The 25,756-nt window shown below is 71.2% G+C and carries 21 protein-coding genes; 15 read left to right on the top strand and 6 right to left on the bottom strand.

Features of this window, described 5'->3' with window-relative positions; genetic code table 11:
- Positions 1 to 19: 19 nt before the first annotated feature.
- Together recN and JEQ17_RS36155 are read left to right on the top strand one after the other, a co-directional pair.
- Entirely contained in the window at positions 20 to 1,762 is a 1,743-nt protein-coding gene (gene recN / locus JEQ17_RS36150; RefSeq protein ID WP_200399174.1) for a DNA repair protein RecN, read from the top strand.
- 271 nt (positions 1,763 to 2,033) lie between these two features.
- On the top strand, positions 2,034 to 3,173 hold the full coding sequence (locus JEQ17_RS36155; RefSeq protein ID WP_200399175.1) for a glycosyltransferase family 4 protein: 1,140 nt from the start codon (positions 2,034 to 2,036) through the stop codon (positions 3,171 to 3,173).
- A gap of 36 nt (positions 3,174 to 3,209) precedes the next feature.
- Here the strand turns inward: JEQ17_RS36155 and JEQ17_RS36160 are convergent, their stop codons facing one another.
- The 3 genes from JEQ17_RS36160 to JEQ17_RS36170 all read right to left on the bottom strand — a co-directional run bounded on the left by JEQ17_RS36160 (position 3,210) and on the right by JEQ17_RS36170 (position 8,220).
- Positions 3,210 to 4,856: a PucR family transcriptional regulator gene (locus JEQ17_RS36160; protein ID WP_200399176.1), complete on the bottom strand. Its 1,647-nt coding sequence runs from the start codon at positions 4,854 to 4,856 to the stop codon at positions 3,210 to 3,212.
- Positions 4,857 to 4,906: 50 nt separating this feature from the next.
- Positions 4,907 to 6,289 (bottom strand): FAD-binding oxidoreductase, encoded by a 1,383-nt coding sequence (locus JEQ17_RS36165; RefSeq protein WP_200399177.1) that lies wholly within the window; start codon positions 6,287 to 6,289, stop codon positions 4,907 to 4,909.
- A 128-nt stretch (positions 6,290 to 6,417) separates the two neighbouring features.
- Positions 6,418 to 8,220 carry a glycoside hydrolase family 15 protein gene (locus JEQ17_RS36170; protein WP_200399178.1) on the bottom strand — a complete coding sequence of 601 codons (1,803 nt, stop codon included), beginning with the start codon at positions 8,218 to 8,220 and terminating at the stop codon, positions 6,418 to 6,420.
- A gap of 474 nt (positions 8,221 to 8,694) precedes the next feature.
- On the opposite strand from JEQ17_RS36170, the gene JEQ17_RS36175 reads away from it, so the two are divergent.
- The 11 genes from JEQ17_RS36175 (at position 8,695) to JEQ17_RS36225 (ending at position 21,912) form a co-directional block, all read left to right on the top strand.
- Complete coding sequence (locus JEQ17_RS36175; RefSeq protein ID WP_200401900.1) at positions 8,695 to 10,362, top strand: CTP synthase; 1,668 nt, start codon at positions 8,695 to 8,697, stop codon at positions 10,360 to 10,362.
- A gap of 123 nt (positions 10,363 to 10,485) precedes the next feature.
- Complete coding sequence (locus tag JEQ17_RS36180) at positions 10,486 to 11,112, top strand: NUDIX domain-containing protein (RefSeq protein ID WP_200399179.1); 627 nt, start codon at positions 10,486 to 10,488, stop codon at positions 11,110 to 11,112.
- A gap of 233 nt (positions 11,113 to 11,345) precedes the next feature.
- Positions 11,346 to 13,436, top strand: a complete 2,091-nt coding sequence (locus JEQ17_RS36185; protein WP_200399180.1) for a tetratricopeptide repeat protein — start codon at positions 11,346 to 11,348, stop codon at positions 13,434 to 13,436.
- 164 nt (positions 13,437 to 13,600) lie between these two features.
- A complete protein-coding gene (gene ald / locus JEQ17_RS36190) occupies positions 13,601 to 14,716 on the top strand; it encodes an alanine dehydrogenase (RefSeq protein WP_200401901.1) in 1,116 nt (371 codons plus the stop codon).
- A 422-nt stretch (positions 14,717 to 15,138) separates the two neighbouring features.
- Positions 15,139 to 16,266: a ParA family protein gene (locus JEQ17_RS36195; protein ID WP_079053143.1), complete on the top strand. Its 1,128-nt coding sequence runs from the start codon at positions 15,139 to 15,141 to the stop codon at positions 16,264 to 16,266.
- The gene (locus JEQ17_RS36200) at positions 16,251 to 16,826 is read left to right on the top strand and encodes a hypothetical protein (RefSeq protein WP_200399181.1); all 576 of its coding nucleotides are present in this window, start codon (positions 16,251 to 16,253) and stop codon (positions 16,824 to 16,826) included. The genes JEQ17_RS36195 and JEQ17_RS36200 overlap by 16 nt, the downstream gene beginning before the upstream one ends.
- An 18-nt stretch (positions 16,827 to 16,844) precedes the next feature.
- Complete coding sequence (locus JEQ17_RS36205) at positions 16,845 to 17,924, top strand: segregation and condensation protein A (protein ID WP_200399182.1); 1,080 nt, start codon at positions 16,845 to 16,847, stop codon at positions 17,922 to 17,924.
- The gene (gene scpB, locus JEQ17_RS36210; RefSeq protein WP_200399183.1) at positions 17,921 to 18,577 is read left to right on the top strand and encodes an SMC-Scp complex subunit ScpB; all 657 of its coding nucleotides are present in this window, start codon (positions 17,921 to 17,923) and stop codon (positions 18,575 to 18,577) included. The genes JEQ17_RS36205 and scpB overlap by 4 nt, the downstream gene beginning before the upstream one ends.
- A complete protein-coding gene (locus JEQ17_RS36215; protein WP_200399184.1) occupies positions 18,577 to 19,803 on the top strand; it encodes a pseudouridine synthase in 1,227 nt (408 codons plus the stop codon). Before scpB ends, JEQ17_RS36215 begins: the two co-directional genes overlap by 1 nt.
- A gap of 241 nt (positions 19,804 to 20,044) precedes the next feature.
- Positions 20,045 to 20,896 carry an NUDIX hydrolase gene (locus JEQ17_RS36220; protein WP_200399185.1) on the top strand — a complete coding sequence of 284 codons (852 nt, stop codon included), beginning with the start codon at positions 20,045 to 20,047 and terminating at the stop codon, positions 20,894 to 20,896.
- On the top strand, positions 20,893 to 21,912 hold the full coding sequence (locus JEQ17_RS36225) for an ADP-ribosylglycohydrolase family protein (RefSeq protein ID WP_200399186.1): 1,020 nt from the start codon (positions 20,893 to 20,895) through the stop codon (positions 21,910 to 21,912). The genes JEQ17_RS36220 and JEQ17_RS36225 overlap by 4 nt, the downstream gene beginning before the upstream one ends.
- 60 nt (positions 21,913 to 21,972) lie before the next feature.
- Here the strand turns inward: JEQ17_RS36225 and JEQ17_RS36230 are convergent, their stop codons facing one another.
- From JEQ17_RS36230 to JEQ17_RS36240, 3 genes are all read right to left on the bottom strand, one after another.
- A complete protein-coding gene (locus JEQ17_RS36230) occupies positions 21,973 to 22,419 on the bottom strand; it encodes a Rieske (2Fe-2S) protein (RefSeq protein WP_200399187.1) in 447 nt (148 codons plus the stop codon).
- Entirely contained in the window at positions 22,416 to 23,000 is a 585-nt protein-coding gene (locus JEQ17_RS36235; RefSeq protein WP_200399188.1) for a DUF6529 family protein, read from the bottom strand. The genes JEQ17_RS36230 and JEQ17_RS36235 overlap by 4 nt, the downstream gene beginning before the upstream one ends.
- A 104-nt stretch (positions 23,001 to 23,104) precedes the next feature.
- On the bottom strand, positions 23,105 to 23,773 hold the full coding sequence (locus tag JEQ17_RS36240; protein WP_200399189.1) for a hypothetical protein: 669 nt from the start codon (positions 23,771 to 23,773) through the stop codon (positions 23,105 to 23,107).
- 402 nt (positions 23,774 to 24,175) lie between these two features.
- Here JEQ17_RS36240 and aroH point away from each other — a divergent pair, with 402 nt between their 5' ends.
- Positions 24,176 to 24,538: a chorismate mutase gene (gene aroH / locus JEQ17_RS36245; RefSeq protein WP_200399190.1), complete on the top strand. Its 363-nt coding sequence runs from the start codon at positions 24,176 to 24,178 to the stop codon at positions 24,536 to 24,538.
- Positions 24,535 to 25,620 (top strand): prephenate dehydrogenase, encoded by a 1,086-nt coding sequence (locus tag JEQ17_RS36250; protein ID WP_200399191.1) that lies wholly within the window; start codon positions 24,535 to 24,537, stop codon positions 25,618 to 25,620. The genes aroH and JEQ17_RS36250 overlap by 4 nt, the downstream gene beginning before the upstream one ends.
- Positions 25,621 to 25,756 lie beyond the last annotated feature (136 nt).

Here is a 25,756-nt window from a genome sequence, read left to right on the forward strand (position 1 = left end):
CGGGTGGGAGAAACCTCGTATGGTCATGTCCGTGTTGGAGGAGATGCGGATACGGTCGCTCGGAGTCATCGACGACGCGGTCGTCGAGCTGTCACCCGGCTTCACCGCCGTGACCGGTGAGACCGGCGCGGGCAAGACGATGGTGGTCACCAGCCTGGGCCTGCTGCTGGGCGGGCGCGCCGACCCCGCCCTCGTGCGGATCGGGGCCAAGAACGCGGTCGTGGAGGGGCGGATCTCCGTACCCGACGGCGCCTCGGCCGTCGTACGGGCCGAGGAGGCCGGCGCCGAGCTCGACGACGGCGTGCTGCTCATCAGCCGTACCGTTTCCGCCGAGGGGCGCTCACGGGCGCACCTGGGCGGGCGTTCCGTGCCCGTGGGGCTGCTCGCCGAGCTCGCCGACGACCTGGTGGCCGTGCACGGCCAGACCGACCAGCAGGGGCTGCTCAAGCTGTCCCGCCAGCGGCAGGCCCTCGACCGTTACGCGGGCGACGCCGTCGCCGTGCCGCTCGCCAAGTACGCGGGCGCCTACCGACGGCTGCGCGCCATCTCCAACGAGCTGGACGAGATCACCACCCGCGCACGGGAACGCGCCCAGGAAGCCGACATGCTGCGCTTCGGGCTCGACGAGATCGCCGCGGTGGAGCCCCGCCCGGGCGAGGACGTAGAGCTGGCGGCCGAGGCCGAGCGGCTCGGGCACGCGGAGGCGCTCGCGTCCGCCGCCACGGCCGCGCACGCCGCCCTCGCGGGCAATCCCGAGGACCCCGAGGGCATCGACGCCACGACGCTCGTCGCGGGCGCACACCGGGCCCTGGAGGCCGTACGGTCACACGACGCGGCGCTCGGCGCGCTGGCGGGCCGCATCGGGGAGATCGGGATCCTGCTGGGCGATGTGGCGGGGGAGCTGGCGGGATACGCCGACGACCTCGACGCCGACCCGCTGCGGCTCGCGGCGGTCGAGGAGCGCCGCGCCGCGCTCACCGCGCTGACCCGCAAGTACGGCGAGGATGTCGGCACGGTTCTGACCTGGGCGGAACAAGGGGCCGCGCGGCTCCTGGAGTTGGACGGCGACGACGACCGGCTCGGCGAGCTGACGGCCGAGCGGGACGCGCTGCGGGCCGAACTGGGCGGACTGGCACAGGCGTTGACGGACGCCCGTACGGAGGCCGCCGAGCGCTTCGCCGCTGCCGTGACCGCCGAACTCGCCTCGCTCGCCATGCCGCACGCGCGCGTGTCGTTCGAGATCCGGCAGACCGAGGACCCGGAGGGCGTGGAGGTCGGCGGACGTCCGGTCTCGTACGGGCCCGCCGGCGTCGACGAGGTCGAACTGCTCCTCGCCCCGCATCCGGGGGCGCCGCCGCGGCCCATCGCCAAGGGGGCGTCCGGCGGTGAGCTCTCGCGCGTCATGCTCGCCGTCGAGGTCGTGTTCGCGGGTACGGATCCGGTGCCGACGTATCTCTTCGACGAGGTCGACGCGGGTGTGGGCGGCAAGGCCGCGGTCGAGATCGGGCGGCGGCTCGCCAAGCTCGCCAAGAGCGCGCAGGTCGTCGTCGTCACCCATCTGCCCCAGGTGGCCGCCTTCGCCGACCGGCAGTTGCTGGTCGAGAAGACCAACGACGGGTCGGTCACACGGTCCGGGGTGAAGGTCCTGGAGGGCGAGGAGCGGGTACGGGAGCTGTCGCGGATGCTGGCCGGGCAGGAGGACTCGGAGACGGCACGGGCACACGCGGAGGAGTTGCTGGCGGCGGCCCGCGCCGACGGATAGCCGCCGCTCCGCGGCAGGGCCTGTGTGCCCTCCGCGGCAGCGCGCACGCCCGCTCGCTCCGCGGGACGGCCACCGGCCATCCCTCACTCGTGTGAGTGATCACCCGCACCCCGTCTCCGCCACCCACCCCCACCCCACGCCCTCGATGGTCCGCAACTCCCGCGAGCCCTGGCATCCTTGGAAGAGGAACCCGAGCGGTACACCCCCACCGCGCGTTCCTTCTGTACGTTTCTTCGTGACCGCCCGACGCCGAACCAGGAGCCCCGGCCACGTGATCCACGTGAGCAGCCACTCACCGCCCGGACAGCCGCCGCTGCGCACTGTCCAAGTGCTCGGCGGCGGCAGCGCGGGCAGCTGTGCCCATGTGCGGTCGCTGACGTCGGGGCTCGTCGCCCGGGGCGTGCGGGTCACCGTGTGCGCCCCGGCCGCGGCCGACCACACGTACGACTTCAGTGGTGTCGGGGCCGACCACGTGCATGTGCCGAGGCGGAACGACCCGACCTCCATGGCCGTGCTGCGGGCGGCCTGCGCGGACGCCGACCTGGTGCACGCGCACGGGCTGCACTCCGCGCTGCGGGCCGCGCTCGCGCTCAGCGGACGGCGCGTCCCGCTCGTCGTCACCCTGCACTCCCGCCCGTACGCCGAGGGCGCGCGGGCGCATCTGCTGCGCCTCCTTGAGCGGCGCGTGGCCAGGGCCGCGTCCGTGGTCCTCGGATCCTCCTCCGACCTCGTCGACCGGGCCCGCAGCAGGGGCGCCCGGGACGCGCGGCTCGCCGCGGTCGCGCTGCCCGCCCCGCGCCGGCCCCTCGCCGAGAGCGAGGACGCCGACCGGCTGCGCCCCAAGGCGCGGGCCGAACTCGGCGCGACCGACCGGCCGTTGCTGATGGCCGTCGGCTCACTCGACCGGCACCGGGGGTACGACACGCTGCTGGACGCCACGCGCGCGTGGCGGCGGCTCGATCCCGTACCCCTGCTCGTGATCGCCGGGGAGGGGCCGCTGCGCGGTGAACTCCAGCGGCGCATCGTGAACGAGGGGCTGCCCGTACGTCTGGTCGGCCCGCGTGACGACATCGGGGAACTGCTCGCAGCCGCCGATCTCGCGCTGCTGCCCGGCAGCTGGGAGTCGCGCTCCGTGCTCGCCCAGGAGGCCCTCCACGCGCGCGTGCCGCTCGTCGCGGCTGCCGCCGGAGGCATCCCCGAACTCGTCGGCGACGCGGCCGAACTCGTCCCGCACGGAGACTCCGAAGCGCTCGCCGAGGCCGTCGAGGCTCTTCTCGCCGACCCCGCCCGGCGCGAGCTCCTCAAGGACAAGGGCACGCTCCAGGTGGCCACTTGGCCGACCGAGGACGAGACGGTGGCCCAAGTCCTCAGCGTGTACGACGAACTGACCAAGCCCTTGCCGCTGCCGTAGGACGGCTTCCGTTGGACGGCAGACGAGCGCGGCGGCCTACGGGACGAGCCTGCGGGCCCGCAGCGCCAGGCTCAGCGCCAGTACCGTCTGCGGGTCGTCGAGGTCCGTCCCGAGCAGCTCCCCGATCCTCGCGAGCCGGTTGTAGAGCGTCTGCCGGTTGAGATGCAGCTCGCGCGCGGTCTCCGCCTTGCGGCCCGCGTGCGCCAGATACGTCTCCAGGGTGGGCAGCAGCGGAGGCTTGGAGCGGTTGTCGTGGTCGCGGAGCGGGCCGATGGCGCGGTCCACGAAGGCGGCCAGGTCCCGGTGGTCCCGCAGCCGCCACAGCAGCAGGTCGATGTCCAGGCGGCGGGCGTCGTACCAGGGGCGGTCGGACAGTCCCTGGGCCGCCGTGGCCGTCTCGGCCGCATGCCGCAGGCTCGCCGACGCGGCCGTCCAGCCGCCCGCCACGCCGACCACCACGACCGGCGGCTGCGCCCCCGGACGCTGCATGCCCGCCCGCTCCACACCGGCCCGCAGCGCCGCCGCGACCCGGTCCGCGACGGCCGCCCGCTCGGACTCCGAACGCAGGCCAACCAGCAGCGGTACGCGGCCCTCGACAGGGCGTACGCCCAGCAGGACCGGCACCCCCACCGAGGCCAGCTCCTCGGCGACCGCGCGCGCCAGGACGGCCCAGCCCCCGCCGGGAGGCAGTCCGTCGGCGAGCCTCATCACCACCGGGAGCAGCGGTCCGGGACCGGGCTTGAAGCCGAGCACACGGGCCTGCGCGGGCGCGTCCTCGGCGGCGATACGGCCCTCGGCGAGGTCGGTGAGGAAGTCGCCGCGCCCGCGCGCCGCCAGCTCCTCCTCCTGGCGGGCCTGCATCAGGACCACGGCGAGGACGCCCGCGGCCCGTTCCGCCGCGATGCGGTGCACGGGTGCGAGCGGGGCGTTGGGGGCGTTCACGGGCAGCAGGACGAGCCGGGCCCGGACCGAGCCGGTGCCGGGACCGCCGCCCGGCACGTCCACGAGGACCGACCCCGCCGGCGGATCGTCCTGGTGCTGGCCGCGCAGCCCCTCCCACACCTGGAGCGGGTCGGCGTTCGCAGGTCCGGTCCCGGCGGCGTACAGGAGCTGTCCGTCCGGGGTCTCCAGGAAGACCGGGTTGCCGCTGAAGTCGGCCAGGATGCCGAGGACCTGGGGGATACCGCCCCCGCCGAGCAGGGCCTGGGTGCAGCGCCGGTGCACCTCCTCGGCCTGCTGGAGCAGCGCGTAGTGGCCGTTGACGATCTCGGTGTGGATCTCCTCGGTGACCGTCACGAACGGCACCTCGCGGTGCAGTTGGACCAGCGGCAGACCGGCCGTACGGGCCGTCTCCACGAGGGCCGCGGGCAGCCGGGTGAAGCGCGGCCCCAGTTCCACGACCAGGGCCGCGATGCCGCGCTCGGCGAGGGTGCGGACGAAGGCGCGCTGGTCGGCGGGGCGGGTGCCGAGCCCGTACCCCGTGGTCAGGAGCAGTTCGCCGCCCTTCAGGAGCGACGCGATGTTCGGTACCTCGCCCGCGTGCACCCAGCGGACGGTGCGGCCCAGCCGGTCGGCCCCCGCGAGGATCTCCGGCAGGCCGCCGCGCAGCCCGGGCAGCTCCAGGGCCCGCTGCACGGTGATCCCGCCACCGTGCGTGTCCGGCGTGTCGATACGGCTGTCCATGACGCGGACGCTACCTCGTCCTCCACCTGCCGTGACGTGCCGGACAGGGCCTACGCGGGCGCGATGTTGTGGTTGAAGCGGAACACGTTGTCCGGGTCGTAGTGGGCCTTCACGGCCGCGAGCCGCCGGGTGTTCTCGGCGCCCAGGCCCGCCTCCACGCGGTCCTCACCCTCGTCGCCGATGAAGTTGAGGTAGACCGCGCCGGTGCTCCACGGCCGGACGTCGGCGCGCACGTCCCGCACCCACCGCACGCAGCGCTCGTCGTCCGCGGGGTCCTCCCAGATGCCGAACGGGTGCACGGCCCAGGGCGAGTCCCGGTACGGCACCGGGTACGCGCGGGGGCCGTCGGCGACCGCGCCGCCCAGCGGGAACAGCACGTGCTGGGTTCCGGTGGGCACCGGCATCGTGTCCGCGCGGGCACAGAAGACGTCCACGAGTTCGTCGGGCGCGCCCGTCAGATACTCCGCCGACCAGTAGTTCCGCATCCCCGGCGGATCGTCGATCATGCACTGGAGGTCCGCGTACGGGATCGCCGTGACCATCTCCACCTCGTGCGGCAGCGCCAGCAGGGGCTGGGCGGTCTTGCGCAGGTCGTCCTCGCTGCCCGCGTATGTCACGAGCGCCCCGCACAGGAGCGTGCCGACCAGGTGCTCGGGGACGAACTCCTCGGGCGGTCCCGTCATGTAGAGCACGCCGCCGGCCGCCTCCACCGGCCCGGTCTCCATGATCTCGCGGAAGACGCGGGCCACCTCCGGCCCGGACTCCGGGCGGTACAGCAGCATGGCCATCGCGAACTCGGGCAGCTCGTGCAGTCTCAGGGTCAGCGCGGTCGCGACGCCGAAGTTCCCGCCGCCGCCGTGCAGCGCCCAGAACAGCTCGGGGTTCTCCTCGGCGCTCGCGTGGACCGCCGAGCCGTCCGCGGTCACCAGGTCGACGCCGAGCAGGTTGTCGATCGCGAGCCCGAACTTCCGCTCCAGCCAGCCGCTTCCGCCGCCCAGCACGAAACCGCCGACCCCGGTCGTCGAGGCCCGGCCCCCGGTCGTCGCCAGGTGGTACGGCTCGGTGGCGCGGTCCATGTGACTCATCGTCGCGCCGCCCCCGACGCGTACCGCCGCCGCTCCGGGGTGGACGGTCACCTCGTGCATCCGGCGCAGGTCGACGACCAGACCGCCGTCGTTCAGGGCCATGCCCGCCACGCTGTGGCCGCCGCCGCGGACCGCGATCTTCAGATCCAGGTCCCGGGCGAACCGCACCGACCGCGCGACATCGGCCTCGTTCGCGCACTGCGCGATCACCGCCGGCCGCCGGTCGATCATCGCGTTGAAGACCGTCCGGGCCTCGTCGTACCCCGGATCCCCGGGGGCGAGCACGTCACCGGCGAGATCCTCGCGGAGTGCGGCGAGCGCCGCGCCCGCCTTCGAGAGGGAAGCCATGGCCGCCCCCCTTCCAGAGCAGGGGCATGTAGGTGCTTCCAGCCTAGGCGGGCGGGGGCCGTCGGTCGCGCCGAGCCCGCGGGCAGGACGCCGTGCGGCCACCCTGGGGCAGCCGCACGGTCCTCGCGTCAGCCTCCGTACGCCCCGGAAGCCGTCAGACGCAGTGCCGTGTCGATCAGCGGCACGTGACTGAACGCCTGCGGGAAGTTGCCGACCTGGCGCTGCAGAACCGGGTCCCACTCCTCCGCGAGGAGACCGAGGTCGTTGCGCAGGGCCAGCAGCTTCTCGAAGAGCTTGCGGGCCTCGTCCACGCGGCCGATCATCGCGAGGTCGTCCGCCATCCAGAACGAGCAGGCGAGGAACGCGCCCTCGTCGCCCTCCAGGCCGTCCACGCCCGCGTCCTCGCCGGAGGTCGGGTAGCGCAGGATGAAGCCGTCCGACGTGGACAGTTCGCGCTGGATGGCCTCGATCGTGCCGATCACGCGCTTGTCGTCCGGCGGCAGGAAGCCCATCTGCGGGATCAGCAGCAGGGAGGCGTCCAGCTCCTTCGAGCCGTACGACTGCGTGAAGGTGTTGCGCTCCTTGTCGTAACCCTTCTCACACACGTCCCGGTGGATGTCGTCGCGCAGTTCGCGCCACTTCTCCAGCGGGCCGTCCGCGTCGCCGGACTCGATTAGCTTGATCGTCCGGTCGACGGCGACCCAGGCCATCACCTTCGAGTGAACGAAGTGGCGGCGCGGGCCGCGCACCTCCCAGATGCCCTCGTCCGGCTCGTCCCAGTGGTCCTCCAGGTAGCGGATCAGCTTGAGCTGGAGGAGCGAGGCGTAGTCGTTGCGGGCCAGACCCGTCATATGGGCCAGGTGCAGAGCCTCCGTCACCTCGCCGTACACATCCAGCTGAAGCTGGTGCGCGGCGCCGTTCCCGACCCGTACGGGCCCGGAGTTCTCGTATCCGGGAAGCCAGTCGAGCTCCGCCTCGCCCAACTCCCGCTCGCCCGCGATGCCGTACATGATCTGCAGGTTCTCCGGGTCGCCGGCGACCGCGCGCAGCAGCCACTCGCGCCAGGCACGCGCCTCCTCGCGGTAGCCCGTGCGCAGCAGCGACGACAGGGTGATCGCCGCGTCACGCAGCCAGGTGTAGCGGTAGTCCCAGTTGCGGACACCGCCGATCTCCTCCGGCAGGGACGTGGTCGGCGCGGCGACGATGCCGCCCGTCGGCCCGTACGTCAGCGCCTTCAGCGTGATCAGCGAACGGACCACGGCCTCGCGGTAGGGCCCGTGATACGTGCACTGGTCCACCCACTCGCGCCAGAACTCCTCGGTCGCCTCCAGGGAGGCCTCCGGCTCCGGGAGCGCGGGCGGCTGCTTGTGCGAGGGCTCCCAGGAGATAGTGAACGCGATCCGGTCACCCGGCGCGACCGTGAAGTCCGAGTACGTCGTCAATGCCTTGCCGTAGGTCTCGCACTCGGTGTCGAACCACACCGAGTCGGGCCCGGCGACAGCCACCGTCCGACCCTCGTGCTTGTGCACCCAGGGCACCACACGCCCGTACGAGAAACGCATGCGCAGCGCGGAGCGCATCGGGACACGTCCGGTGACGCCCTCGACGATCCGGATCAGCTGCGGCGCGCCGTCACGCGGAGGCATGAAATCAGTCACGCGGACCGTGCCGCGTGACGTGTCCCACTCGGATTCCAGGATCAGCGAGTCGCCGCGATAGCGACGGCGGACCGCGGTCGGCGGTTCGGCGTCGGCCGCGTGCGCCGGACCGAGCCGCCAGAATCCGTGTTCCTCCGTGCCGAGAAGTCCTGCGAAGACGGCGTGGGAGTCGAAGCGGGGGAGGCACAGCCAGTCCACCGTGCCGTCCCTGCAGACCAGCGCGGCTGTCTGCATGTCTCCGATTAGTGCGTAGTCTTCGATGCGCCCGGCCACGTGCAACTCCAGTCGAACGGCCACGTCGCCCCCGAGGGGCGGTCGCTCTTTGCGGTCAAGGGAACGTATGTAAATCGTCGTCGCGCGACGTCAATTGTCGTGGTGATGTCGTAGCGAAACGAACTGACGAGCTCTCGAAGTTCCGGGCGACGGGCGTGGGTGGTGCCGTTTGCCGGCCTGACTCGGCAGCGATCGTCCGAGCAGGATACGACGCACGCTGATGATCCGCGCGCCGCTCCCGACAACCCGTCTGAGCCGAACGAGTGAGCACGAGTGTGGTCCGTGTCTACCCATGTGCAGAGCGTGGCCGGAAGCAGCCTCGTCCCGTCGCTGATACCCTGGTAGCCCGTGGACCGGTGGGCGCCCCGGCAGGAAAAGGGACCCCCGAACCGCAGCGACGGCACCTCCGGAATCCTCCGGGTCGGGCAGCCGTACCGCACCAGACACCGCGACCACGGGAGCCCCCTCTTGGCCATGCCGCCCGCTGCTTTTCGAAACAGCACAGCCACGACGACCAAGCACATCTTCGTCACCGGGGGTGTCGCCTCCTCCCTCGGCAAGGGCCTGACCGCCTCCAGCCTGGGCGCGCTGCTCAAGGCGCGGGGTCTGCGGGTCACCATGCAGAAGCTCGACCCGTATCTCAACGTCGACCCGGGCACCATGAACCCGTTCCAGCACGGTGAGGTGTTCGTCACCAACGACGGCGCCGAGACCGACCTGGACATCGGCCACTACGAGCGCTTCCTCGACGTCGACCTGGACGGCTCCGCCAACGTCACCACCGGGCAGGTCTACTCGACGGTCATCGCCAAGGAGCGGCGCGGCGAGTACCTCGGCGACACCGTGCAGGTCATCCCGCACATCACCAACGAGATCAAGCACCGCATCCGGCGCATGGCCACCGACGACGTCGACGTCGTCATCACCGAGGTCGGCGGCACCGTCGGCGACATCGAGTCGCAGCCGTTCCTTGAGACCGTCCGTCAGGTCCGTCACGAGGTCGGTCGCGACAATGTGTTCGTCGTCCACATCTCGCTCCTTCCGTACATCGGCCCCTCCGGGGAGCTGAAGACGAAGCCGACCCAGCATTCGGTTGCGGCATTGCGCAGCATCGGTATCCAGCCAGACGCGATCGTGCTGCGCGCCGACCGCGAGGTGCCCACCGCGATCAAGCGCAAGATCTCCCTGATGTGCGACGTCGACGAGGCGGCCGTGGTCGCGGCCATCGACGCCAAGTCCATCTACGACATCCCGAAGGTCCTGCACACCGAGGGCCTGGACGCCTATGTCGTCCGTAAGCTCGACCTCCCGTTCCGTGACGTGGACTGGACGATCTGGGACGACCTGCTGGACCGCGTCCACCGCCCGGTCCACGAGATCAACATGGCGCTCGTCGGCAAGTACATCGATCTGCCCGACGCCTACCTTTCGGTCACCGAGGCCCTGCGCGCGGGCGGTTTCGCCAACAAGGCCCGCGTGAAGATCAAGTGGGTCACCTCGGACGACTGCAAGACCCCGGCGGGCGCCGCCAAGCAGCTCGGTGACGTGGACGCGATCTGCATCCCCGGCGGCTTCGGCGACCGCGGTGTGTCCGGCAAGGTCGGCGCCATCCAGTACGCCCGCGAGAACAGGATCCCGCTGCTCGGTCTCTGCCTGGGCCTGCAGTGCATCGTGATCGAGGCCGCGCGCAACCTCGCCGACATCCCGGACGCCAACTCCACCGAGTTCGACTCCGCCACCGGCCACCCGGTCATCTCCACCATGGCCGAGCAGCTCGACATCGTCGCGGGCGACGGCGACATGGGCGGCACGATGCGCCTGGGCATGTACCCCGCCAAGCTCGCCGAGGGCTCGATCGTGCGCGAGGTGTACGACGGCAAGGAGTACGTCGAGGAGCGCCACCGCCACCGCTACGAGGTGAACAACTCCTACCGTGCCGAGCTGGAGAAGAAGGCCGGTCTGCAGTTCTCCGGGACGTCCCCGGACGGCAAGCTCGTGGAGTACGTGGAGTACCCGCGGGACGTCCACCCTTACCTGGTCGCGACGCAGGCACACCCCGAGCTGCGCTCGCGTCCGACCCGGCCGCACCCGCTCTTCGCGGGCCTGGTCAAGGCCGCTGTGGAGCGCAAGACGGCCAAGTAGCACGCGGGTTGTACGGTTGCCGGGGTGCGTGTCTTTTGAGGCGCGTGCCCCGGTTTCTTCATCGCCTCTGTGGGGCGTATTCACGTTGGGCGCAGATTCGTGCGTGTGGGAGGACAAGTCGACATGACCATCAAGGACACCGCCGAGGAGTGGGAGGTCACGGCGACCGAGACCCCGTTCGTGGGCAACAAGACCTCCGTGCGCACCGACGACGTGGTCATGCCCGATGGATCGGTCGTCCGCCGTGACTACCAGGTCCACCCGGGTTCGGTGGCCGTCCTCGCCCTCGACGACCAGGGCCGCGTCCTGGTCATCCGCCAGTACCGGCACCCCGTGCGCCACAAGCTCTGGGAGATCCCGGCCGGGCTGCTCGACATCCCCGGCGAGAACCCGCTGCACGCCGCCCAGCGCGAGCTCTACGAAGAGGCCCATGTGAAGGCCGAGGACTGGCGCGTGCTCACCGACGTGTTCACCACGCCCGGCGGCTGCGACGAGGCCGTGCGCATCTTCCTCGCCCGCGATCTCTCCGAGGCCGAGGGGCAGCGCTTCGAGGTGGAGGACGAGGAGGCCGACATGGAGCTCTCCCGCGTCCCCGTCGACGAGCTCGTACGGGGTGTCCTGGGTGGGGAGCTGCACAACAACTGCCTGGTCGTGGGCGTGCTTTCGCTGATCGCGGCGCAGCACGGCGACGGCCTGGACGCCCTGCGCCCGGCCGAGGCGCCGTGGCCCGCACGCCCCTTCGAGGCGTGATCCACTCCGGCACACGCCCCGGAAGCCGTTCCTGAACCCACTGCCGAGCCCGCGTCCCTGAATCCACTTGGGCCCACGCGTCCGACCTGCCGGTGTGACGATCGCCTGATCCGATCGGGGGATGTGCCCGCCGCGCTCCGCACAGATCGTCGCAGAGCGTGAACTAGGCTCTGGAAACGCCCCGACCGGAGTCCCGGCGGGCTTGCGCGTGCAGTGGGACGGGAGTGTGGCCCGTGACGGACCAGGCGGTGGACGCCGGCGACACGGCGGTGACGGAGGAAGAGCAGCGCCCGGCTGCCGAGCCTTCCCCCACGGAGAGTCAGTTCCTCGGCCGCACACGGGAGTTGAAGGAGCTGCGGGCCGACATCGAGCGGGCCGGTCTGGACACCCTCGCGGGCCGGAAGGCGCCACGCGCGCGCGTGCTGCTCATCGCGGGCAAGCCCGGATCGGGCAGGACCGCACTCGCCGAGGAACTCGTACGGCAGGTCGCCGACAGTTACCCGGACGGCGTCCTGCGGGCCCGGCTCACGGAGCCCGACGGGACGCCCGTGGCGACCGAACGAACCGCCCGTGACCTGCTCGCCGCCCTCGAACTGACCGCCCCGGCAGGGGCCGACGGGGACGAGCTCTCCGAGCGGCTGCGCGAGGGGCTCGCCACTCGCCGTGTACTGCTCCTGCTGGACGACGCGGCGGACGCCGAGCAGGTCGACGTGCTCCTCCCGGAGACCCCCGACTGTCTCGTCGTCGCCGTCTCCGGCGGGCCTCTCACCGGGATCTCCGACGTCCGGCCCTGCACCCTCGGCGGCCTCGACACCAAGTCCGCCCTCGAACTTCTCGACCGGTACACCGGCTCGGTGCGCATCACCGTCGACCCGCTGGCGGCCCAGGGACTCGTGGAGATCTGCGCGTCCCAGCCCGCCGCGCTCGTCCTCGCCGGCGCCTGGCTGGCCCACCGGCCCAAGGCGGCCGTGGCCGACCTGGCCAAGCAACTGCGTACCGAGGGTGACGAAGGCCGTCTGCTCGACGTTCTCGAACGTGTCTTCCGTCTCTCGTACGCGGCCCTGCCCTCGGCCGCCGCGCGGATACTGCGACTGCTCTCGCTCGCCCCCGCGGGCCTCGTGGACCCGCACACCGCGTCCGCGCTGGCCGGCTGTTCGGTCGGCGCCGCCCGCACCACCCTGGACGACTTCACCAGGCTCGGTCTCGTACGGTCCGTCGAGTCGCCCCTGCCGCAGTACGAGGTGCCCGGCTGCCTGCTGCCGCTGCTGCGCTCGCTCACCGAGACCCAGGACCGCCCGGCCGAACTCCAGCTGGCCCGCGCCCGGATGCTGGAGCGGACCGTACGGCTGCTGGTGTCCTGCCGCGCGATCACCGAGACCGACAGCTCCCCGGCCCGCGAGAAGCTCGCCGGGATGCCCCGCGCACTGCGCTTCCCGAACCCCCGCGCGGCCGCCGACTGGCTGCGCATCCGACAGCCCGCGCTGCTCGCCGCGGCCCGGCTCGCGGTCGCCGACGGTGAGCTGGACACACTGGCCCGCCGCCTCATGGCCGCCCTGGTCAGAGCGATGGTCGCGCACTTCGGCACACAGGCGGCGGCGCCCGAGCTGTACGGCATCCACCGGCTCGTCCTGGACGTGGCCGAGCGCCGGGACCTGCCCCGCGAGAAGGCCGCCGCGCTGCTGAACCTCGCCGACCTGGACGCCCAGACCGGCCGTACGAGGAACGCGCTGGCCCGCTACCGGGCCGCTCTGGACGCCGGACGCGAGGCGAACGACCCGTATGCGACCGGCCGCGCGATGGAATCCGTAGGCGGTGCCCACCAGGAGCTCGGGGACCACGATCGGGCCGCCGACTGGTTCGGGCGCGCCCTCGCCCAGCGGCTCGCGCGCGACGAGCGCGAGGACGTGGCCCGGCTGCACGGACGTATCGCCACCGCGCACACCTACGCGGGCCGCTACGGCGAGGCGCTGCGCAACTGGCGCTCGGCGATCACCGGCTACCGCAGGAACGGCGATGTGGCCGGTCAGGCAAGGGCGTTGAGCGAGATGGGGCGGGTGCAGGAGTACGCGGGCCGGCCCGAGGAGTCCCTCGCCATCTGCCAGGAGGCGGTCGAGTGGGCGCGCCGCGCCGAGGACACCCGGCTGCAGGCCGCGCTGCACCTCCGGCTCGCCGACACGCTGGACCGGCTGGGGGACCCCGCGGCCGCCCGGCTGCACCGCGGCGCGGCCGAGCGCATGCTGGGTGACGAGCTCCCGGAGGACGCATCAACCAGGGAACACGACGCTAACGCCTGCGAAATCCGTAGTACACCCGAGGAAGATTGATGCATTGAAAGGCTAGACAGAGGGAATCCCTTCATTAGACTGGCTCCGCCGCGTCTTTTCGTGGTGTCTCCCGGTGTGCTCCCGTGCGTGCCGGTATGTCGGGCCATGTCCTGGCATGCGTTGCGTGACCCCAGACCCCTTCTGAGCCAAGGACCGTGATCGACGTGAAGGTCGGCATCCCCCGCGAGGTCAAGAACAACGAGTTCCGGGTGGCCATCACCCCAGCCGGCGTGCACGAGCTGGTGCGCCACGGCCACCAGGTCCTCATCGAGCAGAACGCCGGAGTCGGCTCCTCGATCCCGGACGAGGAGTACGTCGCGGCCGGTGCGCGGATCATCGCCACCGCCGACGAGGTCTGGGCCACCGCCGACCTGCTGCTCAAGGTCAAGGAGCCCATCGCCGAGGAGTACCACCGCCTCCGCAAGGACCAGACGCTCTTCACCTACCTGCACCTGGCCGCGTCCAAGGAGTGCACCGACGCGCTCGTCGAGTCCGGCACCACGGCGATCGCCTACGAGACGGTCGAGCTGCCCAGCCGCGCGCTCCCGCTCCTCGCCCCGATGTCCGAGGTCGCGGGCCGCCTCGCCCCGCAGGTCGGCGCCTACCACCTGATGCGCTCGGTCGGCGGCCGCGGTGTGCTCCCCGGTGGCGTTCCCGGCACGCAGCCCGCGCGAGCCGTCGTCATCGGCGGCGGTGTCTCCGGCTGGAACGCCACACAGATCGCCGTCGGCATGGGATTCCACGTCACGCTGCTCGACCGCGACATCAACAAGCTCCGCGAGGCCGACAAGGTCTTCGGCACCAAGGTCCGGGCGATCATGTCCAACTCCTTCGAGCTGGAGAAGGCCGTCCTGGAGGCCGACCTCGTCATCGGCGCCGTGCTCATCCCTGGCGCCAAGGCGCCGAAACTGGTCACCAACGAGCTCGTGTCGCGAATGAAGCCCGGAAGTGTTCTTGTCGACATCGCCATCGACCAGGGCGGCTGCTTCGAGGACTCCCGTCCGACGACTCACGCGGAGCCGACCTTCCCGGTCCACGGCTCGGTCTTCTACTGCGTCGCCAACATGCCGGGCGCCGTGCCCAACACGTCGACTTATGCCCTGACGAACGCGACGCTGCCCTACATCGTGGAGTTGGCGAACCTCGGCTGGGTCGAGTCGTTGCGCCGTGACCCGGCGCTCGCCCGGGGTCTCAACACGCATGACGGCAAGGTCGTTTACCGCGAGGTCGCGGAGGCGCACGGCCTGGAGCACGTCGAGCTGGAGACCCTGCTCGGCTGACGATACGACCGATCTGTCCCGACCCGTCGGCCGATCTCTCCACCGACAAAAGGTGATAGGTCAACACAGGTCGTCAACATGGCGCGTACGGCCGGACCTTGTCCCACAAGGTCCGGCCGGATGTGTGTCGAGTCACTTTGCGAGACTCGTTCAACTCGCCTCGAACGTAACCCTTGAACCGTTTCGCACACCCGTGAAACCTGCCGTGCGACGCCCTTACGCCCTTGACAGCGGGGTGTTCCGTTGCCGACACATCGGGCCGGGTCCGGCGGATTGTGTTGCTGCGGAGCGGTGACACGCCATAGAGTCGCCAACCGTCGGCATGGTGCCACGCTGACCTATCTAGAAGTTTCCTGGTCACCAAGGAGGTAAGACGACTTGTGAATGAGTCGACATTTACTCCCGGGGGTGGTCAACCAGGAATGCCTGCGCAGGGCTCAAGGCCCACGGGGCTCGAGGCTGTCGGCTCCGTTGCTGTGCGCACCTTCGCAGCCCACCAGAGTCCGAAGATGACTCAGACAGCACACCAGAGCATGGATGGCCATCACGTGAACGCCATGGCCGGCAACGGAAGTGGCGAGAACCGCACCCACTTCGCCGACTACGACGACCTGCCCGAGGGGCATTTCTACGACCCCGACGCCGAGTACGAGCCCGATCCGGAGTACGCGGCCACGCTCGCGCCCGACGCGGCGCGCCAGCGGCGCGAGCGCATCGGCCCGACTGGGCGCCCGCTGCCGTACTTCCCGATCCCGGGCCCGCTGACCGATCACGGCCCCGCGAAGATCATCGCGATGTGCAACCAGAAGGGCGGCGTGGGCAAGACGACGTCGACCATCAACCTGGGCGCGGCGCTCGCGGAGTACGGACGCCGGGTCCTGCTCGTCGACTTCGACCCGCAGGGCGCGCTGTCCGTGGGTCTCGGCGTCAACCCGATGGAGCTCGACCTCACGGTCTACAACCTGCTCATGGAGCGGGGCATGGCGGCCGACGAGGTGCTCCTGAAGACGGCGGTCCCGAACATGGACCTGCTGCCCAGCAACATCGACCTGTCGGCCGCCGAGGTCCAGTTGGTGTCCGAGGTCGCGCGCGAGTCCACACTGCAGCGGGCCCTGAAGCCGCTGATGGCCGACTACGACTACATCGTGATCGACTGTCAGCCCTCGCTCGGCCTGCTCACCGTCAACGCCCTCACGGCGGCGCACAAGGTGATCGTGCCGCTCGAGTGCGAGTTCTTCGCCCTCCGTGGTGTCGCGCTGCTCACCGAGACCATCGAGAAGGTCCAGGAGCGGCTCAACCCCGAGCTGGAGCTCGACGGCATCCTCGCCACGATGTACGACTCGCGGACCGTGCACAGCCGTGAGGTGCTCGCGCGCGTGGTCGAGGCGTTCGACGATCACGTCTACCACACGGTGATCGGCCGGACCGTCCGCTTCCCGGAGACCACGGTCGCCGGTGAGCCGATCACGACGTACGCCTCCAACTCCGTCGGTGCCGCCGCCTATCGCCAGCTCGCCAGGGAGGTGCTCGCCCGGTGTCACGCCGAGTGAGTCTGCCGGGGGCCGACGAACTGTTCCGTACGACCGGGGGAATGGCGCTGCAGGCGTCCAGCCCCAGGCGCCCGGCCAACGGCGAGGCCCGGGTACCGGCTCCGGCGGGCGAGAGCGACGCCGCTGCCGCCGGGGAGGACGGCCCACAGTCGGTACCCGTGCGGGGCGGCGACGGCGAGGGCGACGAACATGTCGCCTCCGACGCCGAGTCCGCTGACGGGGAGTCCCGGAGTCGGGGCGCCGCCGGGGACCGTTCCGGGCGGCGCCAGGGAGTGCAGGAAGGTTCTGCCGGGCCCTCCGCGGGCGCGCAGCCGCGCAAGCGCGGGCGGGGCTCGGGGCGGCGTCCCAGCGGGCGCGAGCGGCACGACGAGAAGATCACGGTGTACGTCTCCGCCGAGGAGCTCATGGATCTGGAGCACGCCCGGCTGGTGCTCCGTGGGGAGCACGGGCTGGCCGTCGATCGTGGGCGGATCGTGCGGGAGGCCGTCGCCGTGGTGCTCGCAGATCTCGAATCCCGTGGGGACGCGAGCATCCTCGTACGACGGTTGCGCGGGCGGTAGCGGTAGCCTGCGACGGCTATGACCTCGAACGACGTCCCTGCCACGGCCTCCGGCGGTTCCGGTGGCCGTCGGCGTGTGCTGGGGCGGGGGCCTGGGGGCGCGGCCCCGCCCGAGCCCCCAGGCGAGGTCCTGCCGCCCGCGGCGGAGCCGGAGCCGCCTGTGGCGGAGAGCCCGTCCGGGGTTGAGGACGGTACTTCGGCTGCGGACCGTGGGGCGTTGAGCCCACCCGTTCCGCCCTGCGGAACGCCTGCCCACAACACCGACGGTGAGCCGGAACCCGTCGAACCCGACGACGGGGTCTTCAAAGTTCGGCTTGCCAACTTCGAAGGGCCGTTCGATCTGCTGCTTCAGTTGATCTCCAAGCACAAGATGGATGTCACCGAAGTGGCGCTCTCCAAGGTCACCGACGAGTTCATGGCGCACATCAGGGCGATGGGGCCGGACTGGGATCTCGATCAGACGACCGAGTTCCTGGTCGTCGCGGCGACGCTGCTCGATCTGAAGGCCGCCCGGCTGCTGCCGTCCGCCGAGGTCGAGGACGAGGCGGACCTGGCGCTGCTGGAGGCCCGGGACCTGCTCTTCGCGCGGCTCCTGCAGTACCGGGCGTACAAGCAGATCGCCGAGATCTTCAACCGGCGCCTGGACGAGGAGGCGCGCCGCTACCCCCGTACCGTCGGGCTGGAGGCGCACCACGCCGAGCTGCTGCCGGAAGTCGTCATCAGCATCGGGGCGGAAGGATTCGCCAAGCTCGCCGTGAAGGCGATGCAGCCCAGGCCGAAGCCGCAGGTGTACGTCGACCACATCCACGCGCCGCTCGTGAGCGTGCAGGAGCAGGCCGCGATCGTGGTGGCGCGGCTGCGGGAACTCGGAGAGGCCAGTTTCCGCTCGCTCGTCGAGGACACCGACGACACCCTCACCGTCGTGGCGCGTTTCCTGGCCCTTCTGGAGCTCTATCGGGAGAAGGCGGTCTCCCTGGACCAGGAGGAGGCTCTGGGGGACCTGGTGGTGCGCTGGACGGGCGGGGACGGGGATGCGCAGCCGACGGTGACGGACGAGTTCGACAGGCCGCCGGAACCGGTCAAGGAGGAGAAGGCGTGAGCGAGGACACCACCGAGGCCCCGGCGGGTCCGCCCGGCGTCGCCGATCTCGACCTCAGGCCCGCCCTGGAGGCTGTTCTGATGGTCGTGGACGAGCCCGCGACCGTGGAGCACCTCTCGAAGATCCTGGAGCGGCCGAAGCGGAAGATCGCGGACGCGCTGCGGGCGCTGGCCGACGAGTACACCGTCCAGGGGCGCGGCTTCGAGCTGCGGCTCATCGCCGGCGGCTGGCGTTTCTACAGCCGGCCCGAGTACGCGGCGGCCGTCGAGCGCTTCGTCCTCGACGGGCAGCAGGCCCGGCTCACCCAGGCCGCGCTGGAGACGCTCGCGGTCGTCGCGTACCGGCAGCCGGTCAGCCGCAGCAGGGTCTCGGCGGTCCGTGGAGTGAACTGCGACGGCGTGATGCGCACCCTCCTGCAGAGGGGTCTGGTCGAGGAGGCGGGCGCGGAACCCGAAACAGGTGCGATCCTGTACAGGACGACGAACTACTTCCTGGAGCGAATGGGCCTGCGCGGCCTGGACGAGCTCCCGGAGCTCGCGCCCTTCCTTCCGGAGGCGGACGCGATCGAAGCAGAGACGCTGGAAGGGGTCCCGTCGTTCGATCCGGACGCACCGGATGCAGATGCAGACGACACGACGACGACGGAACTTTGATGCGAAGCAGTGGCAGCGGCAGTGGCAGGAACAACGGGCGCGGCAACCCCCGCGGAACCGGCGGGGGCGGTAACCCTCGCGGTTCCGGTGGAGGCGGTGGCCCCCGCGGTTCTGGCGGGGGTGGTGGCCCCCGTGGCTCCGGTGGGGGCGGCAACCCCCGCGGTTCCGGTGGAGGCGGCAACTCCCGCGGGACCGGTGGGGGCGGCTCCCCGCAGAGGAGCGCGGGAGGGCGCGACGACAGGCCGAAGCGCGCGGGCAACCCCCGCCCGGAGGAGCGCCGCTACGACGTAGGCCCCGGCGCCACCCACGAGGGCCCGAAGTCGGGGCGCGGCAGCGCGGCCCGCGGCGGTGCCAAGGGCGGTCCCAAGCAGGGCCAGCAGCGCGGTGGCCGCACCGAGAACGCGCGCTCCCGTGAGTACGAGACACGTACCGAGGAGCGCAACCGCGACCGGTACGCGGGCAGGCCCGAGGTCAAGACGCCCAAGACCTTCCCGGGCGCCGAGCAGGAGGGCGAGCGCCTGCAGAAGGTGCTCGCGCGCGCGGGCTACGGTTCGCGGCGTGCCTGCGAGGAGCTGGTCGAGCAGTCCAGGGTCGAGGTCAACGGCGAGATCGTCGTCGAGCAGGGCATGCGCGTCGACCCGGAGAACGACGAGATCAAGGTCGACGGACTGACCGTCGCCACGCAGTCGTACCAGTTCTTCTCGCTGAACAAGCCCGCCGGTGTCGTGTCGACCATGGAGGACACGGAGGGCCGTCAGTGCCTCGGTGACTACGTGACGAACCGTGAGACGCGGCTCTTCCACGTCGGGCGGCTCGACACCGAGACCGAGGGCGTCATCCTGCTCACCAACCACGGCGAGCTGGCACACCGCCTCACACACCCCAAGTACGGCGTGAAGAAGGTCTACCTCGCGCACATCGTGGGCCCGATCCCGCGCGACCTGGGCAAGCAGCTCAAGGACGGCATCCAGCTGGAGGACGGGTACGCGAAGGCGGACCACTTCAGGGTCGTCGAGCAGACCGGCAAGAACTACCTCGTAGAGGTGACCCTCCACGAGGGCCGCAAGCACATCGTGCGGCGCATGCTCGCCGAGGCCGGCTTCCCGGTCGACAAGCTCGTGCGCGTGTCCTTCGGGCCGATCACCCTGGGCGACCAGAAGTCGGGCTGGCTGCGCCGGCTGTCGAACACCGAGGTCGGGATGCTGATGCAGGAAGTCGGCCTCTAGACCTCTCCTTCGTAGAGACCTGTTTGGTGCGGCATCGGCCGGTTCCGGGACTTCCCGGGGCCGGCCGATGTGCGTTCGGGGGTTGTGGCGGCACGTCCCGCTATTTATAGTCGTACTGACCATTAAGGAACGTCCTCGCCGGGCGTGGCCCGATGGAGCAGGGCCCACGGGGGTGGTCCCGGTCCCTGGGCCGTCGCCCGGCGAGGTGCGGGACGGCCGCGAAGGCCACGAGGAGGGGGCAATGGAGGGCTACGACAAATACGCCTTCGAACCCTTCGCCGTCACCGTGGATCTCGCGGTGTTCACGGTCCGGGCGGGCGGGCTCCAGGTGCTGCTGATCGAGCGCGGACAGGAACCGTACGCGGGCCACTGGGCGCTGCCCGGAGGGTTCGTGCTGCCCGAGGAGTCCGCGGAGACGGCCGCCCGGCGTGAACTCGCCGAGGAGACCGGCCTGTCGGACGTCTCCGGGCTGCATCTGGAGCAGCTGCGCACCTACAGCGAGCCCGACCGCGATCCCCGGATGCGGGTCGTCTCGGTGGCGTACACCGCGCTGCTGCCGGACCCGCCCGAGCCACGCGGCGGCGGGGATGCGGCGAGCGCGTGCTGGCTGGCGTACGACGGGCTCCGACCGCTCGCCTTCGACCACGACCGGATCCTTGCCGACGCCCACGAGCGGATCGGCGCCAAGCTCGAATACACCTGCCTGGCCACGGCGTTCTGCCCGCCGGAGTTCACGCTCGGCGAACTCCAGCAGGTCTACGAGACCGTGTGGGGGACCGCGCTCGACCGGCCCAACTTCCGGCGCAAAGTCCTTGCCACGCCCGGGTTCGTCGAGCAGATCCCCGGCGCGGCCCGGCTGACCGGAGGCCGGGGGAAGCCCGCCGCGCTGTACCGCGCGGGCGATGCCACCGCACTGCACCCACCACTGCTGCGACCGGCACCGACACCGACACCGACACCGGCACCGGCTCCGGCTCCGGCTCCGGCATCCGCGCGGCCACCGGCTCCGTCCCGATCCGCGTCCCCGGCCCCGTCTCCGGCCCCGTCTCCGGCCCCGTCTTGGAACTCCTCTCCGGAAGGACGATCCTCATGACCACGACCGTCAGGAAGCACGCCGCCACCGGGGCGTTGGTCGGGCTCGCCCTCGGGGACGCGCTCGGCTTCCCGACCGAGTTCAACGACGTGCCGTCGATCCTCGCCAAGTGCGGGCCCTGGCGGGAGATGGAGCTGCCCACCCCCGCGTACGTCACGGACGACACGCAGATGACGCTGGCGCTGGGGCGGGGGCTGCGGACGGCCATGGACCGGGGGCTGCTGGGACCCAAGCGGCTGGAGCGGCCCGTGCGCGAGGAGTTCGTGGACTGGTACCAGTCGCCGGAGAACAACCGCGCACCCGGACGTACGTGCCTGGTCGCCTGCGAGAAGCTGAAGCGCGAGGGCCTGCCCTGGCAGGACGCCAGCCAGATCCATTCCAAGGGCTGCGGCGCCAACATGCGTGTCGCGCCCCTCGGTCTCATCTCCGGGCTCAGCGACGAACAGCGCGCGGGTGCCGCCCAGTTGCAGGCCGCGCTCACCCATGGGCATCCGACGGCGCTCGCCGCGTCCGACCTCACCGCGCACGCGGTGCGCCTGCTCGCGCAGGGTGCCGAGCCGACCGGACTGGTCGGCCTGCTGCGCTCGTACGCGTACGAGAACCGCACGCGCTACCACGAGCGCTGGCTCGGCGATCTGTGGACGCGTTCCCAGGACCCGACGCCGACGCACTTCATCTCGCGCGGCTGGGACGAGTGCCTGGAGGTCCTGGAGCGGCTTCAGGGGGCCCTGCGTTCGCCGTCGCCCGAGACGGACCCCTGTCTGGCCACGGGGGCCGGGTGGATCGCGGAGGAGGCCCTCGCCACCGGCCTGCTGTGCTTCCTGCTCTTCGTGGACGAGCCGGTGACCGCCCTGCGCCGGGCCGCCTGCACATCGGGGGACTCGGACTCGATCGCGTGCCTCGCCGGCGCGTTCGCGGGGGCATACCTCGGTGCCGATGCATGGCCTACGGAGTGGGCCGACAGGATCGAGTACCAGGGAGACCTGATGGCGTTGGGAGCGCTCTGGGACGACTGAACAGGTTCATGGGGCGACTGACCGCTCCATCGGCCCACCGGTCCGGCGGGGCGTGGTGGGTCAGCTGACGCTGATCGAGTCGCCCGTGACCGTGATCTGCTTCGCGGGGAGCGGCTTCTGGGCCGGGCCCTTGGCCACCGCGCCGTCGGCGATGCGGAACTCGCTGCCGTGACAGGCGCAGTTGATCGTGCCGTCCGAGACGGTCGCGACGATGCAGCCCTGGTGCGTGCAGACCGCCGAGAAGGCCTTGAAGCCGCCCTCCTCGGGCTGGGTGACGACGACCTTCTCGTCCTTGAAGATCTTGCCGCCGCCGACCGGGATGTCGGCGGTCTTGGTCAGTTCCTCACCGGCGGGCGCCTCGCCCCCGGTCCCGCTCTCCTCGGGGGCGACGGAGGACGCCCCCTCCTCGCTGCCCCCGCCGTTCTCGTCCCCGTAGTTGCTGCAGCCGGCGATCAGCGCGGCCGTGCCCGTCGCGAGAACCGCGCGCCGCGTGGAGGGGTGGGTCATGTCGTCACTCCGAACGTGCGGAAGAACCAGAGGGCGGAGGTCAGCCAGACCACCGTCAGGGCCGAGAAGACGAGTCCGCCGACGATGGGCAGTACCCAGCCGGGCAGACGCTCCGAGCGGAGCAGCAGCATCTTTGCACTGAATGCACCGAAGAAGAAGCAACCCAGGATGGAGTGCCACAAAACGCGCGGTTCATACGTCTGATAGCCCAAGGCGTACAGACAGTGCACAGCGACTGGAACCGCCACAAGGAACGCGATTCGGCCCGACCAGCGATGCAGCACGCCCGACCAGCTCGGGCCCGGGATGCGCCCGTACACCATGAGTGCCGACACGAGCTGGACGACCGCGAAGCCCATCGCGGCCGTGGCGAGCCACGACTTGACCGCGCTCGTGCTGCTGAAGCCCGCGAGGTTGAAGGCGGTGCCCTCCGGGTCGTGCACATTGCCGTAGACGCCGAGGCCGACCGCGACCGCGCCCGCGACCAGGGCCGGTACGAGATAGGTGGCGGCTCCCGCTCGGCGGGGGGCGGGGGTGGGCGACGGAAAGCCCTGGGTGGCGGCGTTCGGGTCCACGGTCATGGTCGGCTCCCTGCGGTCACGGGGTCATGGGGCAAGGGGCGGAGCGAGGAGCGAAGAGCACAGTGCGGGGTGCGGCGTGCGGGTGGGTGGAGCGGGCGACGGGATCACGGGGTCACGGGCTTGGCCGTGAGCTGCTGTCCGTCGACCGTCACGGCGCCGGTCTCGGGGTCGATACGGGGTGCGGGGCTCGGCTCGCCCGCGCGGTTGAGGATGCCGACCTGTCGGCCGCTCGGCAGGACGATCCAGCCACCGTCGACCTCGGCGCCGCGCACGGTGGCGGTGGCGCGGTACAGCCCGGAGGGCTTGACGGCCTTGTCGGCCGTGAAGCCGTACTCCCGCTGTCCCATGTCGACCGTGCCGCGGATCCGCTGGCCCTTCAGCTCGCCGGTGAGGACGTTGCCGTTCCGGCCGGTGAGGCGCATGCTGCCGTCGGCCTCGACGTCGCCCTTCAGCCACGACTCCTGGTCCTTGCCGTCGCAGAAGTACGCGACGGCCTTGCCGTCGCGCAGGGTGACCGCGACCGCGGAGGAGTCGTCGTCCGTACGGCCCGCGTAGTCGGCGTTGGGCACGGCCGTCTTCGACGGGCTGGGCGAGGGTGACGGCTTGCCCGACGGGGGCGAGGCCGTGGGTGTCGGGCTCGCCTGCACGACGTCGCCCGAGGACTCGCTCCCGGTCGACGTACTGCGCGTCCCGGACGTCACGTTGAGCGACAGCATGAACAGGGCGAGCAGTAGTCCCGCGAGGAGCGTGAAAAGTGGTCCGGAACGCTTCATCGAGCCTCCCCCGAGGCGTGGCGCGGACAGCCTCACCATGCAAGCGGACCCGCGGCCCCTGCGTCCAGAGGCGCACAGGAGCGACTTCGCGGAAATTGACGGACGATCACACCGTAGAGGACAACTTCACTCCAAGTGGTGCCAAGGGTGAATTCAGGTGACATTGACACAATCTGGATCGGCCGGTGGTCGACCGGCTGAGCCCCGACGGGCACCTGCCGGACGCCTCGCTCGAAGACCTCGTCAAGCAGCAGCGGTTCTGAGGCCCTCGGCGTGCCCGTGCGCCCTTCCGGGACGGCGTGGCGGGCGTCTCGGCAGGCGGGCGCCCGGTACCGGGCCACCGAGGGCTGACTAGGCTGGACGTACAAAGAGACGGAACGTAGATCAGCAAGGAGCATCACCGTGGCGGTACGAGCGGTCCGGGGCGCCGTCCAACTGGAGCGGGACGAGGCCGGCCACATGGATGAGCAGGTCAGCGAGCTGCTCACCGCCATCCTTGAGCGGAACGGACTGACCACCGAGGACCTGATCAGCATCTGGTTCACGGCGACGCCCGACCTGCACAGCGACTTCCCGGCGGCCGCGGCACGCAAGCTCGGCATCGTCGACGTACCGCTGATCTGCGCGCAGGAGCTGGACATCGAGGGCGCGATGCCCCGGGTCGTACGGGTCCTCGCGCACATCGAGTCCGATCTGCCGCGCTCCGGGATCTCGCACGTCTACCTGGGTGCCGCGGGCGCACTCCGCAAGGACATCGCCCAGTGAGAACAGCACTCGTCATCGGCACCGGACTGATCGGCACGTCCGCCGCGCTGGCCCTGGCGGCACGCGGCGTCGTCGTGCACCTCGCCGACCACGACCCGGAGCAGGCCCGTACGGCGGCCGCGCTCGGCGCCGGCACCGACGAGGAGCCCACGGGGCCCGTCGACCTCGCGATCATCGCGGCGCCGCCCGCGCACGTGGCCGCGGCGCTCGCCGACGCGATGCGGCGCGGGGTCGCGCGCGGGTACCTCGACGTGGCCAGCGTCAAGGGCGGCCCGCGCCGCGAGCTGGAGTCGCTGGGCCTGGACCTGTCCGCGTACATCGGTACGCATCCCATGTCGGGCCGCGAGAAGTCCGGCCCGCTGGCCGCGACCGGGGACCTCTTCGAGGGGCGCCCCTGGGTGCTGACTCCGACCCGGGACACGGACACCGAGGTCCTCAACCTCGCGCTGGAGCTCGTCTCGCACTGCCGTGCCGTGCCGGTCGTCATGGACGCAGACGCCCACGACCGCGCGGTCGCCCTCGTCTCCCACATGCCCCACCTGGTGTCGAGCATGGTCGCCGCGCGGCTGGAGAACGCCGAGGAGGCGGCCGTACGCCTCTGCGGTCAGGGCATCCGTGACGTGACCCGGATCGCCGCCTCCGACCCGCGCATGTGGATCGACATCCTCTCCGCGAACCCGGGCCCGGTCGCCGACCTCCTCGCGGACGTCTCGGCCGACCTGGACGAGACCGTGCAGGCCCTGCGCGCCCTCCAGTCCTCCGACGAGGCGAAGCGCAGCGAGGGTTTCACCGGTATCGAGGATGTTCTGCGCCGGGGCAACGCCGGTCAGATCCGCGTCCCGGGCAAGCACGGCACGGCCCCGACCGTGTACGAGAGCGTCGTCGTCCTCATCGACGACCAGCCGGGCCAGCTGGCGCGGATCTTCGCCGACGCGGGCCGCGCGGGCGTCAACATCGAGGACGTCCGCATCGAGCACGCGACCGGGCAGCAGGCGGGTCTGGTCGAGCTGATGGTGAAGCCCTCGGCGGCACCCGTGCTGACGGCGTCACTGCGGGAGCGGGGCTGGTCGATCCGGCAGTAGGACCGGGGGTTCGCCACGCGACGCCGTGAACCCGGTTCCGGTGGACGTCTCGATGATCGTTCCGGTGATCGTCGCGGCGGTGGCCCAGGGGCTGTGACGGGGGCACCGCGGGGTCCGTAAAACGGGGTCCGGGAAG

Origin of the sequence: Streptomyces liliifuscus, from assembly GCF_016598615.1 — a bacterium.
In the GTDB taxonomy this organism is placed as follows: Bacteria; Actinomycetota; Actinomycetes; order Streptomycetales; family Streptomycetaceae; genus Streptomyces; species Streptomyces liliifuscus.

Coding starts and splice junctions, on each gene's coding strand:
- recN (WP_200399174.1), top strand. CDS start 20: ATGGTCATGTCCGTGTTGGAGGAGATGCGGATACGGTCGCTCGGAGTC.
- JEQ17_RS36160 (WP_200399176.1), bottom strand. CDS start 4,856: ATGGACAGCCGTATCGACACGCCGGACACGCACGGTGGCGGGATCACC.
- JEQ17_RS36165 (WP_200399177.1), bottom strand. CDS start 6,289: ATGGCTTCCCTCTCGAAGGCGGGCGCGGCGCTCGCCGCACTCCGCGAG.
- JEQ17_RS36175 (WP_200401900.1), top strand. CDS start 8,695: ATGCCGCCCGCTGCTTTTCGAAACAGCACAGCCACGACGACCAAGCAC.
- JEQ17_RS36180 (WP_200399179.1), top strand. CDS start 10,486: ATGACCATCAAGGACACCGCCGAGGAGTGGGAGGTCACGGCGACCGAG.
- JEQ17_RS36195 (WP_079053143.1), top strand. CDS start 15,139: ATGCCTGCGCAGGGCTCAAGGCCCACGGGGCTCGAGGCTGTCGGCTCC.
- JEQ17_RS36205 (WP_200399182.1), top strand. CDS start 16,845: ATGACCTCGAACGACGTCCCTGCCACGGCCTCCGGCGGTTCCGGTGGC.
- JEQ17_RS36215 (WP_200399184.1), top strand. CDS start 18,577: ATGCGAAGCAGTGGCAGCGGCAGTGGCAGGAACAACGGGCGCGGCAAC.
- JEQ17_RS36220 (WP_200399185.1), top strand. CDS start 20,045: ATGGAGGGCTACGACAAATACGCCTTCGAACCCTTCGCCGTCACCGTG.
- JEQ17_RS36225 (WP_200399186.1), top strand. CDS start 20,893: ATGACCACGACCGTCAGGAAGCACGCCGCCACCGGGGCGTTGGTCGGG.
- JEQ17_RS36230 (WP_200399187.1), bottom strand. CDS start 22,419: ATGACCCACCCCTCCACGCGGCGCGCGGTTCTCGCGACGGGCACGGCC.
- JEQ17_RS36235 (WP_200399188.1), bottom strand. CDS start 23,000: ATGACCGTGGACCCGAACGCCGCCACCCAGGGCTTTCCGTCGCCCACC.
- JEQ17_RS36240 (WP_200399189.1), bottom strand. CDS start 23,773: ATGAAGCGTTCCGGACCACTTTTCACGCTCCTCGCGGGACTACTGCTC.